The organism is Billgrantia sp. C5P2, from assembly GCF_051062895.2.
Genome location: NZ_CM128542.1, coordinates 4,371,945 through 4,385,503, shown reverse-complemented (window position 1 = coordinate 4,385,503; position 13,559 = coordinate 4,371,945). Strand labels below are relative to the sequence as shown.

General features: G+C 65.4%; 13 protein-coding genes. 7 read left to right on the top strand and 6 right to left on the bottom strand.

The genetic code is table 11. The features are described 5' to 3' along the window. The first annotated feature begins 192 nt into the window (after positions 1 to 192). Positions 193 to 1,221, top strand: coding sequence for a TAXI family TRAP transporter solute-binding subunit (locus ACRWQA_RS20400; protein ID WP_434229717.1), 1,029 nt, complete (start codon positions 193 to 195; stop codon positions 1,219 to 1,221). A gap of 230 nt (positions 1,222 to 1,451) precedes the next feature. After that, positions 1,452 to 3,587, top strand: a complete 2,136-nt coding sequence (locus ACRWQA_RS20395; protein WP_434229714.1) for a TRAP transporter permease — start codon at positions 1,452 to 1,454, stop codon at positions 3,585 to 3,587. Positions 3,588 to 3,611: 24 nt separating this feature from the next. On the opposite strand, the gene ACRWQA_RS20390 is transcribed toward ACRWQA_RS20395, so the two are convergent. The 3 genes from ACRWQA_RS20390 to ACRWQA_RS20380 form a co-directional block, all read right to left on the bottom strand. Beyond that, positions 3,612 to 3,992, bottom strand: a complete 381-nt coding sequence (locus tag ACRWQA_RS20390) for a DUF1622 domain-containing protein (RefSeq protein ID WP_263581541.1) — start codon at positions 3,990 to 3,992, stop codon at positions 3,612 to 3,614. 70 nt (positions 3,993 to 4,062) lie between these two features. Next, positions 4,063 to 5,373: a short-chain fatty acid transporter gene (locus ACRWQA_RS20385; protein WP_434229711.1), complete on the bottom strand. Its 1,311-nt coding sequence runs from the start codon at positions 5,371 to 5,373 to the stop codon at positions 4,063 to 4,065. A 93-nt stretch (positions 5,374 to 5,466) separates the two neighbouring features. Beyond that, a complete protein-coding gene (locus tag ACRWQA_RS20380) occupies positions 5,467 to 6,858 on the bottom strand; it encodes an MATE family efflux transporter (RefSeq protein ID WP_434229708.1) in 1,392 nt (463 codons plus the stop codon). Between the two features lie 302 nt (positions 6,859 to 7,160). Here ACRWQA_RS20380 and ACRWQA_RS20375 point away from each other — a divergent pair, with 302 nt between their 5' ends. Further along, positions 7,161 to 7,400: a hypothetical protein gene (locus ACRWQA_RS20375; protein WP_434229706.1), complete on the top strand. Its 240-nt coding sequence runs from the start codon at positions 7,161 to 7,163 to the stop codon at positions 7,398 to 7,400. A gap of 87 nt (positions 7,401 to 7,487) precedes the next feature. Here the strand turns inward: ACRWQA_RS20375 and ACRWQA_RS20370 are convergent, their stop codons facing one another. From ACRWQA_RS20370 to ACRWQA_RS20360, 3 genes are all read right to left on the bottom strand, one after another. Beyond that, the gene (locus ACRWQA_RS20370) at positions 7,488 to 7,736 is read right to left on the bottom strand and encodes a YfhL family 4Fe-4S dicluster ferredoxin (RefSeq protein ID WP_167117662.1); all 249 of its coding nucleotides are present in this window, start codon (positions 7,734 to 7,736) and stop codon (positions 7,488 to 7,490) included. A 77-nt stretch (positions 7,737 to 7,813) separates the two neighbouring features. Then, positions 7,814 to 8,293, bottom strand: a complete 480-nt coding sequence (gene coaD / locus ACRWQA_RS20365) for a pantetheine-phosphate adenylyltransferase (RefSeq protein WP_263581537.1) — start codon at positions 8,291 to 8,293, stop codon at positions 7,814 to 7,816. 78 nt (positions 8,294 to 8,371) lie between these two features. Then, the gene (locus ACRWQA_RS20360; RefSeq protein ID WP_434229766.1) at positions 8,372 to 10,249 is read right to left on the bottom strand and encodes a beta-ketoacyl synthase; all 1,878 of its coding nucleotides are present in this window, start codon (positions 10,247 to 10,249) and stop codon (positions 8,372 to 8,374) included. Between the two features lie 320 nt (positions 10,250 to 10,569). Here ACRWQA_RS20360 and trmB point away from each other — a divergent pair, with 320 nt between their 5' ends. The 4 genes from trmB (at position 10,570) to ACRWQA_RS20340 (ending at position 13,505) form a co-directional block, all read left to right on the top strand. Next, on the top strand, positions 10,570 to 11,277 hold the full coding sequence (gene trmB, locus ACRWQA_RS20355; protein WP_263581536.1) for a tRNA (guanine(46)-N(7))-methyltransferase TrmB: 708 nt from the start codon (positions 10,570 to 10,572) through the stop codon (positions 11,275 to 11,277). After that, positions 11,274 to 11,606, top strand: coding sequence for a DMT family transporter (locus ACRWQA_RS20350; protein ID WP_412031234.1), 333 nt, complete (start codon positions 11,274 to 11,276; stop codon positions 11,604 to 11,606). Before trmB ends, ACRWQA_RS20350 begins: the two co-directional genes overlap by 4 nt. Positions 11,607 to 11,744: 138 nt before the next feature. Continuing rightward, complete coding sequence (gene dacB / locus ACRWQA_RS20345; protein WP_487247142.1) at positions 11,745 to 13,103, top strand: D-alanyl-D-alanine carboxypeptidase/D-alanyl-D-alanine endopeptidase; 1,359 nt, start codon at positions 11,745 to 11,747, stop codon at positions 13,101 to 13,103. Positions 13,104 to 13,133: 30 nt separating this feature from the next. Continuing rightward, a complete protein-coding gene (locus ACRWQA_RS20340; protein ID WP_263581533.1) occupies positions 13,134 to 13,505 on the top strand; it encodes a diacylglycerol kinase in 372 nt (123 codons plus the stop codon). The last annotated feature ends 54 nt before the right edge of the window (positions 13,506 to 13,559 follow it).

Here is a 13,559-nt window from a genome sequence, read left to right as displayed (position 1 = left end):
CGGCAAGAACTTGCCGGTGCGGGCCATTGCCATCGGCAAGTTCTTGCCGATGGCAATGGTGAGGCGGATGGCCGGCCTGACTGAACGCCATGCAATTCATTGATGCAACAAGCGATCTATCTCAGCTGGCAGGCTTCTCGCTATCGACATGGGGCATAACCACAACAGGCTCCCATCGATAGGAGAAGCTCCATGCACAAGCGCCAGTTCCTCAAGTCCGCCATGTGTCTCGCCACCGCCGGCCTGCTCGGCATCACAGCCACCGGCCTCGCTGCCCAGGAGAATGGCAGTGAGGGTGGTCAATACATCATGGGCACCGCTACCACTGGCGGCACCTACTACCCGGTGGGCGTGGCCCTCTCCACCCTGGTGCGGGTCAAGCTCGAACCGACCCACGGTCTCTCCGTATCGGCCATCAGTTCTGCCGGTTCCGCTGAGAACCTGCGCCTGATGGACGACGACGAGGCCCAGTTCGGCATCCTCCAGGCCCTCTACGGCGCCTGGGCCTGGAATGGTGAAGGCCCGGTTCCCAAGACCTACGACAACGTCCGCTCCGTCTCCATGCTGTGGCAGAACGTCGAGCACTTCGTGATGCGCAGCGACCGGGTCGAGACCGGCACCATCGATGACCTGGCCCACCTCTACGGTCGCGGCTTCTCCATTGGCGCGCGCAACTCCGGCACCGAGGGCTCGGGTCGGCAGATTCTTGCCGGCCTGGAGATAGACCCGGAGCAGATGAACCTGGCCTACCTGGGCTACGGCCCCAGCGCCGACTCCATGCAGAACGGCAACATCGACGGCATGAACGTTCCCGCCGGGGTGCCCGCCTCGGCGGTGACCAGCGCCTTCGCCAACATGGGCAGCAATATTTCCATCCTGAACGTCACGCAAGAACAGCTCGAGCGGATCAACGGCGAGTACCCGGTCTGGTCTGCCTTCGAGATCCCCGCCGGCACCTACCCGGGCCAGGACGAGGCAGTTCACACCATCGCCCAGCCCAACATCCTGGTGGTCAACGCCGACGTGCCGGAGGAGCACGTCTACCAGATCACCAAGGCAATGTTCGAAAACCTGCCGTTCCTCAACAACATCCACCCTGCGACCCGCGACATGTCGCTGGAGAAGGCGCTGGATGGCCTGCCCATGCCGCTGCACCCCGGCGCGGCCCGCTACTTCCAGGAGCAGGGGCTCGAGATCCCCGAACATCTGCTGGAGAGCTAAGCACGCCTTTCCAAACCTTGCCAGAGCCTGCTGCCGAGCCATTCCCGGTGAGGGGCGCCGGGGGCAGGCCGAAGAGGAGGTCTTTTTCCAGGGAAGGAGAAAGTAGCGCCCAAGGAAGGGTCCACAGCGCCTCCTCGATGGTCCGACACTTCGGGGCCTGCGCCCGGCAAAGCCCCGAACCAGGCCACCGGCAACGCCTTCCCATCCACGCCAGCTCCGTGAGAATGCCCATGAACGCAACGCCTATCCCCGAGGTGCGCGACGAGGCCGCCAGCGAAGCGCCCGAGCGCCTCGACCACCCCTGGCTCGGCCGGGTGCTGTTCGCCCTGGCCATCGTCGTCGCCCTGTCGCATCTCTACTTCAACACCCTGGGTACCCTCTCCGAGGTGTGGGTCAGCGCCCTGCACTTCGGCATGTTCGGGCTGCTCTGCGCCCTTTCGGTGCCGATGCTGAAGGCGCGCTCCGCCGACGGCGCCCGGCTGGTGCTGGCGGTCGATATACTGCTCGGCCTTGCCGCGCTGGGCTGCGCCTTCTACCTGATCGGCTTCGAGGACGCCCTCTACGCCCGCGGCGTGCGCTTCTCCACCGCTGACTGGGTCGTCTCCATCGTCGCCCTGGCCCTGGTGCTGGAGTTCGCCCGGCGCACCACCGGCTGGTTCATCCCGCTGCTGTGCCTGGTGGCGCTGACCTATGTGGCCTGGTGGGGCCGCCATGTGAGCGGCGTGTTCGGCTTCCCCGGCCTGACCTGGGAGACGGTGCTCTACCGCAGCTACCTGGGCGGCGACGGCATGCTGGGCTCCATCGCCCGTATCTCTTGGTCCTATGTATTCATGTTCATCCTCTTCGGCGCCTTCCTGGTGCGCTCCGGCGCCGGCGACTTCATCATCGAGCTGGCCCGCTGTGCGGCCGGGCGTTTCATTGGCGGCCCCGGCTTCGTGGCGGTGTTCTCCTCGGGGCTGATGGGCTCGGTATCGGGCTCCAGCGTGGCCAACACCGTCTCCACGGGGGTGATCACCATCCCGCTGATGCGCAAGGCCGGCTTCCCGCCGCGTTTCGCCGCCGGCGTCGAGGCGGCCGCCTCCACCGGTGGCCAGTTGATGCCGCCGGTCATGGGGGCCGGGGCCTTCATCATGGCCTCCTATACCCAGGTCTCCTACCTCACCATCATCGGCGTGGCGGCCTTGCCGGCGCTGCTCTACTTCCTCTCGGTGGCGATGTTCGTGCGTATCGAGGCCAAGCGCAGCAACACTCAGCACATCGAGACCGAGGAGGCACCGCGGCTTCTCGAGGTGCTCAAGGGCGGCTGGCACTTCCTGCTGCCGCTGGTAGTGCTGGTGGCATCGCTGATCCACGGCTACACCCCCACCTATGCCGCGGGTATCGCCATCCTCTCGGTGGTGGTGGCCTCCTGGCTGTCGAAGCAGCCCATGACGCCGAAGGTGGTACTGGAGGCCCTGGTGCTGGGTACCCGCAACATGGTCACCACGGCGATCCTGCTGCTCACCGTGGGCCTGATCGTCAACGTGGTCTCCACCACCGGCATCGGCAACACCTTCTCGCTGATGATCACCGACTGGGCCGGCGGCAGCCTGTTGATCACCCTGGTGCTGATCGCCATTGCCTCGCTGGTGCTGGGCATGGGGCTGCCGGTCACCGCTGCCTATATCGTGCTCGGCACGCTCTCGGCACCGGCCCTCTACGGCCTGATGGCTCATGGTGAACTGGTGGATCTGCTGATGGCCGGCGAGCTGCCCGAGCAGGCCCGGGCGATCTTCATGCTCGCCGCGCCGGAGAGCCTGGAAGCCTTGGCTGCGCCGATGGACGCCGCCAGCGCCCGCGAGCTGCTGACCCTGGTGCCGGACGACTTCCGCAGCCAGCTCTACGAGCAGGCCCTGTCGTCGCATAGCCTGGCCATGCTGCTGGTGGCCGCCCATATGGTGATCTTCTGGCTTTCCCAGGACTCCAACGTCACCCCGCCGGTATGCCTGACTGCCTTCGCCGCGGCGGCCATCGCCAAGACGCCGCCGATGCGTACCGGCTTCACCGCCTGGAAGATCGCAAAGGGGCTCTACATCATCCCGCTGCTGTTCGTCTGGTCGCCGCTGATCGGCGGCACGCCTCTGGAGATGGCCACGGTGTTCGCCTTCGCCCTGTTCGGCATCTATGCCATCATCGCCGGGCTCGAGGGCTTCCTGGAGCACGAGCTGCCGTGGTGGGTGCGCCTGGCGATGTTCCCCATCGGCGCGCTGATGCTGTGGCCGCATGGCCAGCTGGCGCTGGACGGCCTGGGGCTGGTGCTGTTCCTGGGCGCCCTATGGTGGAGTGCGCGCATGGGGCGCGCACCGGTACGGTCGGCGATGGCTTAGCCGGGCTAGCAGCTCGATGCTTCTTCATTCGTTCTTGTCACGCTGGGAGCCACCTGCATCCTTGTAGCGGCTGTCCTGCCACGGCCAGTGCCCTTCCACCTCGACGTGGAGGGTAAAGCCGAGGAAGGCGCGGATCAGCACGATGATGCCCAGGGTGGCGACCTGCTGGCTGGTGTTGGCGATGATGACCGTCTTGATCACGTCGCCGGCGATCAGGAAATCCAACCCCAGAATGAGCGAACGGGCGATGCCGTGGCGATAGTGCATGAAGGCCTGCTGCTCATGGAACATGCGATGGTGCAGGAACCGCCAGGAGGTAATGGCGAAGCCGCCGACGATGATGGCGACCCCGAGTACCTCGATGAGCAGTGCAATCGTATCAATGGCTTCAATGAAATGATGCATATGGCTCGTGGCGTCGAAGGAGGCGACGGCCCCGACACTTGCCGGGGCCGCTCAACGGGTAGGGCCGTGCTCAGAACCAGGTCAGGCCCACCGAGATGATCACCCCAGTGATGACCAATTGGATCAGGCAGTAGCCCATGATGTCCTTCGCTTTCAAGCCGGCGATGGCGAGTACCGGCAGGGCCCAGAACGGTTGCAGCAGGTTGGTCCAGGCATCGCCCCAGGCCACGGCCATGGCCACGCGCGAGACGTCCACGCCGAGCGCTTCGGCTGCCGGCAGCATGACCGGTGCCTGCACTGCCCACTGCCCGCCGCCAGAGGGGACGAACAGGTTGACGATACCGGCGCTGATGAACGACCAGAATGGCAGAGAGGCCTCGGTGGCGAAGGAAATCAGCCCCTCGGACATGGTTTCCGCCAGCCCCGACTGCACCATGATGGCCATGATCCCCGCATAGAAGGGGAACTGGATGACAATGCCGGCGCCGCCCTTGATCGCCTCGTTGAGGCTTTCCAGCAGGCTGCGTGGGGTGCGATGCAGCACGATGGCCAGGAACAGGAACATGAAGTTGACGATATTCAGGTTCAGGCCGCCGCCGCGCAGCGCGAAGTGGTCGAGCAGGAAGATCACCCCGGGTATGCCGACCAGCCAGGCCAGGGTGACGCTGTTCTCCAGACGCTCGGCCGGTCGAGTGATTCGCGCCCGCGTCGTGGTGTCGTCGTCGAGCAGCTTGGGGTCGATGTAGACGCTGTCCTTTTCCTCGGGAAGCATGGCCCGGTTGACCAGCGGGATGGCGACGAACAGACAGGCCACTAGCGCCAGGTTGAAGAAGGCGAAGATGGTCGAGCCGGTGCCGATGACGCCAATCAGGTCGGCGGTGAAGTGGCCCTCGGTGGCGATGGTCAGCGGAATGGAGCCGGCCAGGCCGCCGTGCCAGACCACGAAGCCGGAATAGGCGCTGGCCACCAGCAGGCGATAGTCGACCCGCACCAGGCGTGCCAGTTCCTTGGCGAACAGCGCGCCCACCACCAGGCCGAAGCCCCAGTTGATCCAACTGGCCACCAGCGAGACCAGTGTCACCAGCAGGATGGCATGACCGGCGTTCTTGGCCAGGCCGGCGAGCCGCTGCAGCAGGCGCTTGATGGGTGGCGAACTGGCCAGCATGAAGCCGGTCACCAGGATCAGCAGCATCTGCATGGAAAACGTCAATAGGTTCCAGAAGCCATCGCCCCAGAAGCGCATGACGGCGAGAGGCGTCTGGCGCTCCACGCCGATGGCGGCGGCAGCGGCGATGATCGTCAGCAGCAGCACGAAGATGAACGGGTCCGGCAAGTAACGATCGACCAGCCGGACGGCGGGTCTGGACAGCATTCTTAGCATGGCGGCGTCGCTTCTTCTGATTGTCTGGAGTGCGTCTGAGAAAAATAGCGCAATGTCATCAGCTTGCCCTAATAAAAACGGGCATTTGCAGGTTCAGCAAGAACGATCAGGTATCCGTGGCGTCGCTTCGTCGTCCATTCGATAGCACCAGCGGGTGCGCCGATGATGCCAATAGTAAGTGACCAGCACCAGCGACCGCACCACGGTGAAGGCGAGGAACGCCAGCCACAGGGCATGATTCTCGTGGTCAGGTGAAGCGAACGCCCGTGCCAGCCACCATATAGGCAGGTAGGCGACCAAGGCAACGAAGATGCTGTTGCGCATCTCGCGAATCGCGGTGGCGCCGATGAAGACACCGTCGAGCAGATAGCTCCACACCGCAATCAACGGCATGGCCACCATCCAGGGCAGGTACTCGCCGGCCGTTTCCCGTACTTCTGGCAGGCCGGTCAACAGGGCGATGAGATAGTGGCCGCCCAAGGCGAAGGCGAGCGCCGCGGTAGCGGCCGTGACCAGAGAGAACCAGGCGGCGGCGTGCACGGCGGTACCGAACTCGTCCCAGCGTCGCCGGCCCACGGCGCGACCGGTGGTGGCCTCGGCGGCATGGGCGAAGCCGTCCAGGGCATAGCTGATAAGCATGATGAACTGCATCAACACGGCGTTGGCAGCCAGCACAGTGTCGCCCTGGGCCGCCCCGCGTGAGGTGAAGAACGCCATGGCGAACAGCAGCCCCAGGGTGCGCAGGAAGAGATTGGCATTGACCTGGAACAGCTCGCCGTAAGCGCTCAGGCGGAACAGCCGCTCGCGCAGGAAGCGACCCTGCAGCAGCTTCAACTGGCGGGCGACCAACCAGGCGCCGAAGGCCAGCGCGGTATAGTCGGCGATCACCGTGGCCCAGGCCACGCCGTCGCTGGTCATGCCGAGCCCGACCACGAACAGCAGGTCCAGCGCGATGTTGACGCTGTTGGTCAGTACCAGGATGGCCAACGTCACGCGTGAGTTCTGCTGGCCCAGGAACCAGCCGAGGATGGCGTAGTTGGCCAGCACCGCCGGTGCCGAAAGGATGCGGATCTGGGCATATTCGGCGGCCAGGGAAGTGGCGACCTCGCTGCCGTCGAGCAGCCATAGGCCAAGGGTGATCAACGGGTTGGAAAACAGAATCAGCAGCGCCCCGATGCCCATGGCCAGTAGCAGCGCCTGGCCCAGCAGGTTGCGCACCTCACTGTCGCTCTCACGCCCCACCGCCTGTGAAGTCAGCCCGGTGGTGCCCATGCGCAGGAAGCCGAAGCCCCAGTAGAGGAAGCTGAACAGGGTGGCCCCCAGCGTCACGCCGGCCAGATAGCGCGAGTCCGGCAAGTGACCGACCACGGCGGTATCCACCAGCCCCAGCAGCGGCACGGTGACGTTGGAGAGAATGATCGGCCAGGCCAGGGTCCAGATGCGCCGGCGGGCGGCGGCAGGTGTCTCGGCTAGCGGGGTTGCCACGTCTTGTCCCTATGATTGACGAATCGAGCAGCATGGGGGGTGAGTCGGTTTGACGCAACCGAGGCATGCAGCGACCGGATGTTGGCCTCGTCTATGGGATTCAGAGGCGGCAGGGGAGTATCGTGGAGGCGATACTCAGGATAAGGGTGCCAGGAGGGGGTGAGATGAAACATCTGGAAAGTGTGACGCTGGGAATGGCGAAAAGAGGGGCGAAAAAAGTGGCGACGAGAGGGACGATGGCTCTGGGTATGGCAATGGTATTGATGCTAGGCGGTATGCAAGCTCAAGCCCAGGAGCAGCGTATGGAGGCACGGCCGAGCGGTGGGGCGATGGTCGCCGACGCCCTGATCGCCCGGCCGCTGCTGCTGGTGGCCACGCTCGGCGGTACGGCGCTGTTCGTCGTTTCGCTACCGTTCTCGGCCATGGGCGGCAATGTCGATGCCGCTGCCGAAACCCTGGTCAAGACGCCGGCGGAGGCGACGTTCCGCCGCTGTCTGGGGTGCACCTCGATCAATCCTCGGCCCGGGCAGGGCGAGCGATGACCAGTACGCACGGTTGCGGGCACATGAACGCCAAACCCCGCATGAGCGGGGCCTGGCGTGGGCTGCCGGTCCGCTACTGCGGATGCTTCAGGCAGCAGTGATCAGGCGGTACTTGGCCATCAGCTCGTCGCGGCTCTCACGGCGCTCGGGGTCGAGCGGAATGCAGTCGACCGGACACACCTGCTGGCACTGCGGCTCATCGTAGTGGCCGACGCACTCGGTGCAGCGGCTGGGATCGATGATGTAGATCTCCTCGCCCGCCGAGATGGCATCGTTGGGGCACTCGGGTTCGCAGACGTCGCAGTTGATGCACTCGTCGGTGATCATCAGGGCCATGGGTTACCTCGCGATCGGGCAGGCCGCGTCCGGCCGTGCCCAGGATAAAGCGGCTCGGGAATTACCGAGTAATACGGTCAGGTATTGTAATGCTTGCGCAGCGTTTCGGCGACCCTGGGGTGCACCAGCCGGGACACGTCGCCACCCAGCTTGGCGATTTCGCGCACGATGGTCGAGGAGATGTAGGAGTTTTCCACCGCCGGGGTGAGGAACACGCTTTCGAGCTCGGGTGCCTGGGCGCGGTACATGTTGGCCAACTGCAGTTCGTATTCGAAATCGGAAACCGCACGCAGGCCGCGCAGGATGATATGGGCCTGCTGTTCGGTCATCAGGTCGGTGAGAAGTCCCGAAAAGCCGATCACTTCGACGTTGTCGAGCCCCGCCGAAACCTCGCGGGCCAGGGCGATACGGGTGTCGAGATCCAGCGCCGGGTTCTTGCCGGGGCTGGCCGAGATGGCAACCACTACCTTGTCGAACAGTAGGGAGGCCCGCTCGATCAGATCGTAGTGACCGTGGGTGATGGGGTCGAAGGTGCCCGGGTAGACCGCGATTTTCATGGCGCTCCGCTCACGTTTGCAGCTCAAGAAGGCTAGGGTAAACGCCCGCGACCGGACCGACAATGCCGCCCGGGCGGGTCAGTCGTCCAGCTTGCCGAAGGGATTGTCCACCGCCAGTGACACCGGGCGTGTGTAGCCGGGAATGGTGATGCTGGTGGCACTGACGTCGAGTTCGGGTCCTTCCAGCACCCCTTCGCCGAAGCGGTAGCGCGCCTGGTAGTGGCCGCCATCGGCCTGGGCCAGATAGGCCTGGCTGACTTGGCGGATGGCTTCGCGTCGCTCACGCCAGGCCGCGATGGTGGCTTCGCCATGGCGTTTCACCAGCAGGCGCTCGGTAACGGCGGGCGACAGCACCACGCCGGTGGCGTTGTTGCCGCCGAAGCCCTTGGCATTGATGAAGGCGGCGTCGGCAGCGAAGGGCACCGGTGTACACGAGAAGCGCAGCCGCTCGGCGTGAACGTCGGCGGCCACCGCGTCGAGAGTGGGGATACCCGGCAGCATGCCATGGGCAAAGCTGCCCAGCGCGCTGGTCAGCTGGTCCCCGGCCGCGCTGCCCTGGGAGTGCCCGACGAAGGCCTTCACCGCCACGACCGGCCAGTGTTCGATGCCGTTGGCCCGGGCGACCAGGTCGAAGACGTGGGATTCCGTCACCCGGTTCTTGGGCGTGCTGGTGCCGTGGGCATGCAGGAAGGTGCGTTCGCGCAGCGCCTCTTCACCCAGCATGTCGCGTACCAGTGAGGCCGCCTTGCCCAGGGTGATGTAGTTGCCGATACCGGGAGCGGAGATGGAGCGCTTCCAGCCGTCGGCATTGACGAACACGCCCGGCACGCTGCCGAGGATCTCGGCGCCGAGCTCCAGCGCCAGGGCGTCGTCGAGCAGCAGTACGAACTGGCTGGCCTCGGCGATGGTGAAGCCGCAATTGCGCGCGAAGGGGCGGCAGGCGCGCTGGTAGTCGGCATCGGTGAGCAGTTCCAGGGCATCCAGCGCCTTGAGGCTCTCGTCGTCGGCCAGGGCGCCCATGGCGCGGAAGCCCTCGATGATCTCGGGCGTTACCGGGGCGTCGGAGGTGCCCACCATGACCGCACGGCGCTGGCCGCTGCGGATGTCCTCGACGCCCAGACGGAGGTTGTAGAGAAAGCTGGCGCAGGCGCCGAGAACGGCACCGGTGCCACCGACGCTGCCCAGTACGTAGGCATTGAGGAAATCGGCGGGCATCTGCCCGTAGCCCAGCGGCATTTGCTTGGAGGTGGCGCGGTTGCCCGAGACGAAGCTCTTGAGCAGCCCGCCCCAGCCCTCGTCGTCGAGCTGACCGATGGAGTTGCCGGCATAGACGGCGATGTCGTCGGGGTCCAGGCGGTCGCGCAGGGTCTCCCACTCCAGGCCGCTGCTGGCCAGGCAGTCACTGGCCGCGAAAATCGACATCGACAGGCCGCGGGGATGGTGCACGCTGCGGTAGTAGCGGCTGGGATCGAAGCCGCTGGGCAGCTGGCCGGCAGCCCGCACCTGGGCCGGTCGGGTCTCCGGCAGCAGCACGTCGAGCTCACCCGGGGGCACCGTGACCTCCAGGGTGTGACGGTCCAGCTCACGGACTTGCCAGGTCGGCGGCAGCCGCTCGGGGAGCTGGCGGCGGCGGATGCTGAAGGTCAGTTCCGATCCCAGGCCCAGGCCGGCGCGACGATTGGCCGGTAGCCCGTCGTCGTTGAAGCGGGGATCTTCGATACGCCGGATCAGGGTATGGTCGAGCACCTGCGCACGGCAGTTCTCGGCCAGCCGACTGGCGGCGATGGGATTTCCGGCGGCGTCGTACCAGGCGCCTTCCCGGCAGCTGCCCAGCCCCATCAGGGCGGCCAGGCCGAGCAGCAGGGCTTGCTGCTCGGCTTCGGGAAGGGCGTCGATCACGGTGCGACGAAATGCTTGATGGCCTGAGGTACGACCGGCGGCGTTGACGCCGCCCATGCCGACGATCACCGGTAAGTGTGACAAGCCGCTTTCCTCGTTGTGCTGTTCGTGCGAGTCAGTAATGAAGATATAAGGGAGAAGATCATAGCACCCGCCTCGGGACGCCGTCATGGGCGTGCGGTGCAAGTTCTGACCGAGAAGGATAAAACAAACGTTTGAAAAAAGGCGCGAGAAGGGTTATGCTGTCGACGCTGTTTGAGTCATACGAGTGGGTATGTGGGCGCTCCCGATATTGGGTGCGCCTTTTTTTTGCCCCTCGCCTGCTGCGTCATGGCTGCTAGAATGGCCAGTTCGTCCGCTACCGAACCGCTTCCGCCATGCATGCCACTTCCCGTGCCATCGCCACCAACCAGCTCGGCCCGCACAAGGACATTGCACGAAGGGTCGAGCGCGCCCTGAGTCATCCCCTGCGCAAGCCCGTAGCCGAGCATACGCTCGAGGCGTTCGATCGCGCCCGTGCCTGGTACGAGCGCGATGGTGGGCGACACCCGTTGATCCTAGATGCCGGCTGCGGCGTGGGGCTGTCGACGCGGCAACTGGCTGCCCGTTTCGACGATCACCTGGTCATCGGCGTGGATCGCAGTGCCGATCGGCTCTCGCGGGAGCATGGCGAGGTGGGGGGCAACGCCCTGCTGGTACGCGCCGACCTGGTGGACTTCTGGCGACTGGCGCTGGCCGCCGGCTGGCAGCCGGCGCGGCACTACCTGCTCTATCCCAATCCCTATCCCAAGTCGGCGCACCTCAAGCAGCGCTGGCATGGCCACCCGGTGCTGCCGGTGATCCTGGCGCTTGGCGGCCGGCTGGAATTGCGCTCCAACTGGCAGCTCTACGTGGAGGAGTTCGCCCAGGCGCTCAGGCAGGTCACCGGCATTGACGCCGCGGTGGAAACCTTCGTTCCCGGCGAGCGATACCTGACGCCCTTTGAACGCAAGTACCACTTGAGCGGTCAGTCTCTCTGGCGCCTGGTAGCAGATTTGCCCTACGCGCCGCAGCTCGTCCCGGGCGGTGCAAAGGAGGTTGGCTGATGGCATTCATCTACCTGGCGCTGGCGATCGTGGCGGAAGTCGTGGCGACCAGTGCGCTCAAGGCCACCGATGGCTTTACCCGGCTTGGCCCCAGCCTGGTGGTGGTGGTCGGCTACTTTATCGCCTTCTTCATGCTGTCGCTGGTGCTGCGCACCATCCCGGTCGGCATCGCCTATGCAATCTGGGCCGGCCTGGGTATCGTGCTGGTGGCCATGGTCGGTGCCGTGGTGTACGGCCAGAGGCCCGACCTGCCGGCCGTGCTGGGCATCGGCCTGATCATTACCGGTGTGGTGGTGATCCAGCTCTTTTCACGCGTTTCCGCCCATTGAACCGGATTCGATGGGCGTTGGATGGGTTTGACCGAGATGCTATCGATTGCTGCCGTCAGGCTGGGTTGCCTGGCTCTGTTCCTAGGATTATGGCTCCCCCTGGCCGCCTCCGCGGCAGGTTTTCCGGAGCTGGAAAAAATGCTCGAGAAGGGCTTTCAGATCAGCGCCGAGGCCCGGCTGCTGGGGGACGGCGGGCGCTCCGGCGAGGTGCTGGGTGCCATCGAGCCGCAGCGCCAGCTATCGCCGGCGTCGGTATCCAAGGCCTACCTGGCGGCGGCGGCGCTAGACCGCTGGGGCCCCCAGCATCGTTTCACCACGCGACTGGTCAGTACTGCCGACCTCGACGCCAGCGGCATATTGCGCGGTGACCTGATACTCGATGGTGGTGGCGACCCTGCGCTGGCCAGCGAGGATCTGTGGCGATTGGCACAGCGGCTGCATCAGGCCGGCGTGCGCGAGATCGAAGGGCGCCTCGTGGTAAGCCAGTGGCGCTTCGGCCCGGTGGAGTGCATCACCACCGATCGCTGCGAGGCCCAGTCGCGCGCCGCCAACAGCTACAGTGCGCTGCTCTCGTCGGCCGGGGTCAACCATGGCAACTGGTGCGTCAACGTGGCTCCTGGAGTGTCGGGCGAGCCGGCTCGGGTCACCAGCTGCGACAGCCAGTCGCTGATCGTGGGCATCGACAACCAGGTCGAAACGCGCGCGGCCGGGACCGGCACCGAGTTCAGCGCCGAGCGCGTCACTCGCGAAGAGGGGGATGTCATGCTGCTACGCGGTCACATCGCGCTCGATGCCGCGCCTCGTGACGTCTATCGTGCCAGCGGCGACCCTGCTCGCCAGACGGCGCGTACCCTCACGGCCATGCTCGAACAGGCCGGAATTTCCATCGGCGATGGCTATGCCACCAGCATCGAGCCACCTCCCGCTTCCGCCCGCTCCCTGGCAGAAGTGGAAGGCAAGTCGCTACAGGAGCTGCTGTTGCACGTCATGAACTACTCCAACAACTTCATGGCTGACGTGCTCGCGCTCAATCTGGTCGATACACCCCGGGCGACCCTGCTCCAGGCAGGGGAAGCGATCCAGGACTACGTGGCCGGGCTACCCGATCACGGCCCGGTGATCATGTTCAGCGGCAGCGGCCTGACCACCGAGAACCGTACCTCGGCACAGGGCGCCAACACGCTGTTGGAGAGCATGTTCCACCGCTCGTCGCTGTTTCCCAGCTTCGTCGCCAGCTTCCAGTCGCCGTCCAACGGCGTGTCGCGCTTCATTCGCCGTGGTTCGCCGCTGGTCCAGGACCACCTCATGCTCAAGACCGGCACTCTCAACCAGCCCCATGCGGTGCGCGCCGCCAGCGGGTACTTCCGTACCCGCTCGGGGCGCTGGGGTGTGTTCACGGTATTGGTCAACGGTACCGCTTCCACGCCCTGGCTCAACTGGGCCCAGGTGCTGGATCCCTTGACCCAGGATCTGGAGCGCATGATCGAAGCGCACTGACGTCTACCCGCAAGTAAGGATAGCGAGACGATGAAACCAGCACGTACCGGTTGGCGGCACCTCTTCGATGCCACGGGCTACTCGCTCAAGGGGCTCAAATTCGCCTTTCGCCACGAGACGGCGTTCCGGCAGGAACTTGCTCTGTGCGTGGTCATGCTGCCGCTGGCCTGGTGGGTCGGCTCGGGTCCGGTGGAGTGGATACTGCTGGTCGGCAGTTGCCTGCTGGTACTCACCGTGGAGCTGATCAACAGTGCCATCGAGAGCGTGGTGGACCGCATCGGCACCGAGCACCATGAACTGTCGGGGCGCGCCAAGGACATTGGCTCGGCGGCGGTAATGATCGCGCTGCTGGCCGCCGGCCTGACCTGGGGGCTGCTCGCCTGGCAGAAATTCTTCGGCTGAATGCCGCAACGCCCCGGTTCAGGGGTGCCGCACAGCCGGCGCCTTCGATATGCT

Excerpts from the sequence above, each read along its gene's own strand:
- trmB (WP_263581536.1), top strand. The coding sequence starts at position 10,570 with ATGCATGCCACTTCCCGTGCCATCGCCACCAACCAGCTCGGCCCGCAC.
- ACRWQA_RS20395 (WP_434229714.1), top strand. The coding sequence starts at position 1,452 with ATGAACGCAACGCCTATCCCCGAGGTGCGCGACGAGGCCGCCAGCGAA.
- dacB (WP_487247142.1), top strand. The coding sequence starts at position 11,745 with ATGCTCGAGAAGGGCTTTCAGATCAGCGCCGAGGCCCGGCTGCTGGGG.
- ACRWQA_RS20385 (WP_434229711.1), bottom strand. The coding sequence starts at position 5,373 with ATGCTAAGAATGCTGTCCAGACCCGCCGTCCGGCTGGTCGATCGTTAC.
- ACRWQA_RS20390 (WP_263581541.1), bottom strand. The coding sequence starts at position 3,992 with ATGCATCATTTCATTGAAGCCATTGATACGATTGCACTGCTCATCGAG.
- coaD (WP_263581537.1), bottom strand. The coding sequence starts at position 8,293 with ATGAAAATCGCGGTCTACCCGGGCACCTTCGACCCCATCACCCACGGT.
- ACRWQA_RS20360 (WP_434229766.1), bottom strand. The coding sequence starts at position 10,249 with ATGGGCGGCGTCAACGCCGCCGGTCGTACCTCAGGCCATCAAGCATTT.
- ACRWQA_RS20400 (WP_434229717.1), top strand. The coding sequence starts at position 193 with ATGCACAAGCGCCAGTTCCTCAAGTCCGCCATGTGTCTCGCCACCGCC.
- ACRWQA_RS20375 (WP_434229706.1), top strand. The coding sequence starts at position 7,161 with ATGGAGGCACGGCCGAGCGGTGGGGCGATGGTCGCCGACGCCCTGATC.
- ACRWQA_RS20370 (WP_167117662.1), bottom strand. The coding sequence starts at position 7,736 with ATGGCCCTGATGATCACCGACGAGTGCATCAACTGCGACGTCTGCGAA.
- ACRWQA_RS20340 (WP_263581533.1), top strand. The coding sequence starts at position 13,134 with ATGAAACCAGCACGTACCGGTTGGCGGCACCTCTTCGATGCCACGGGC.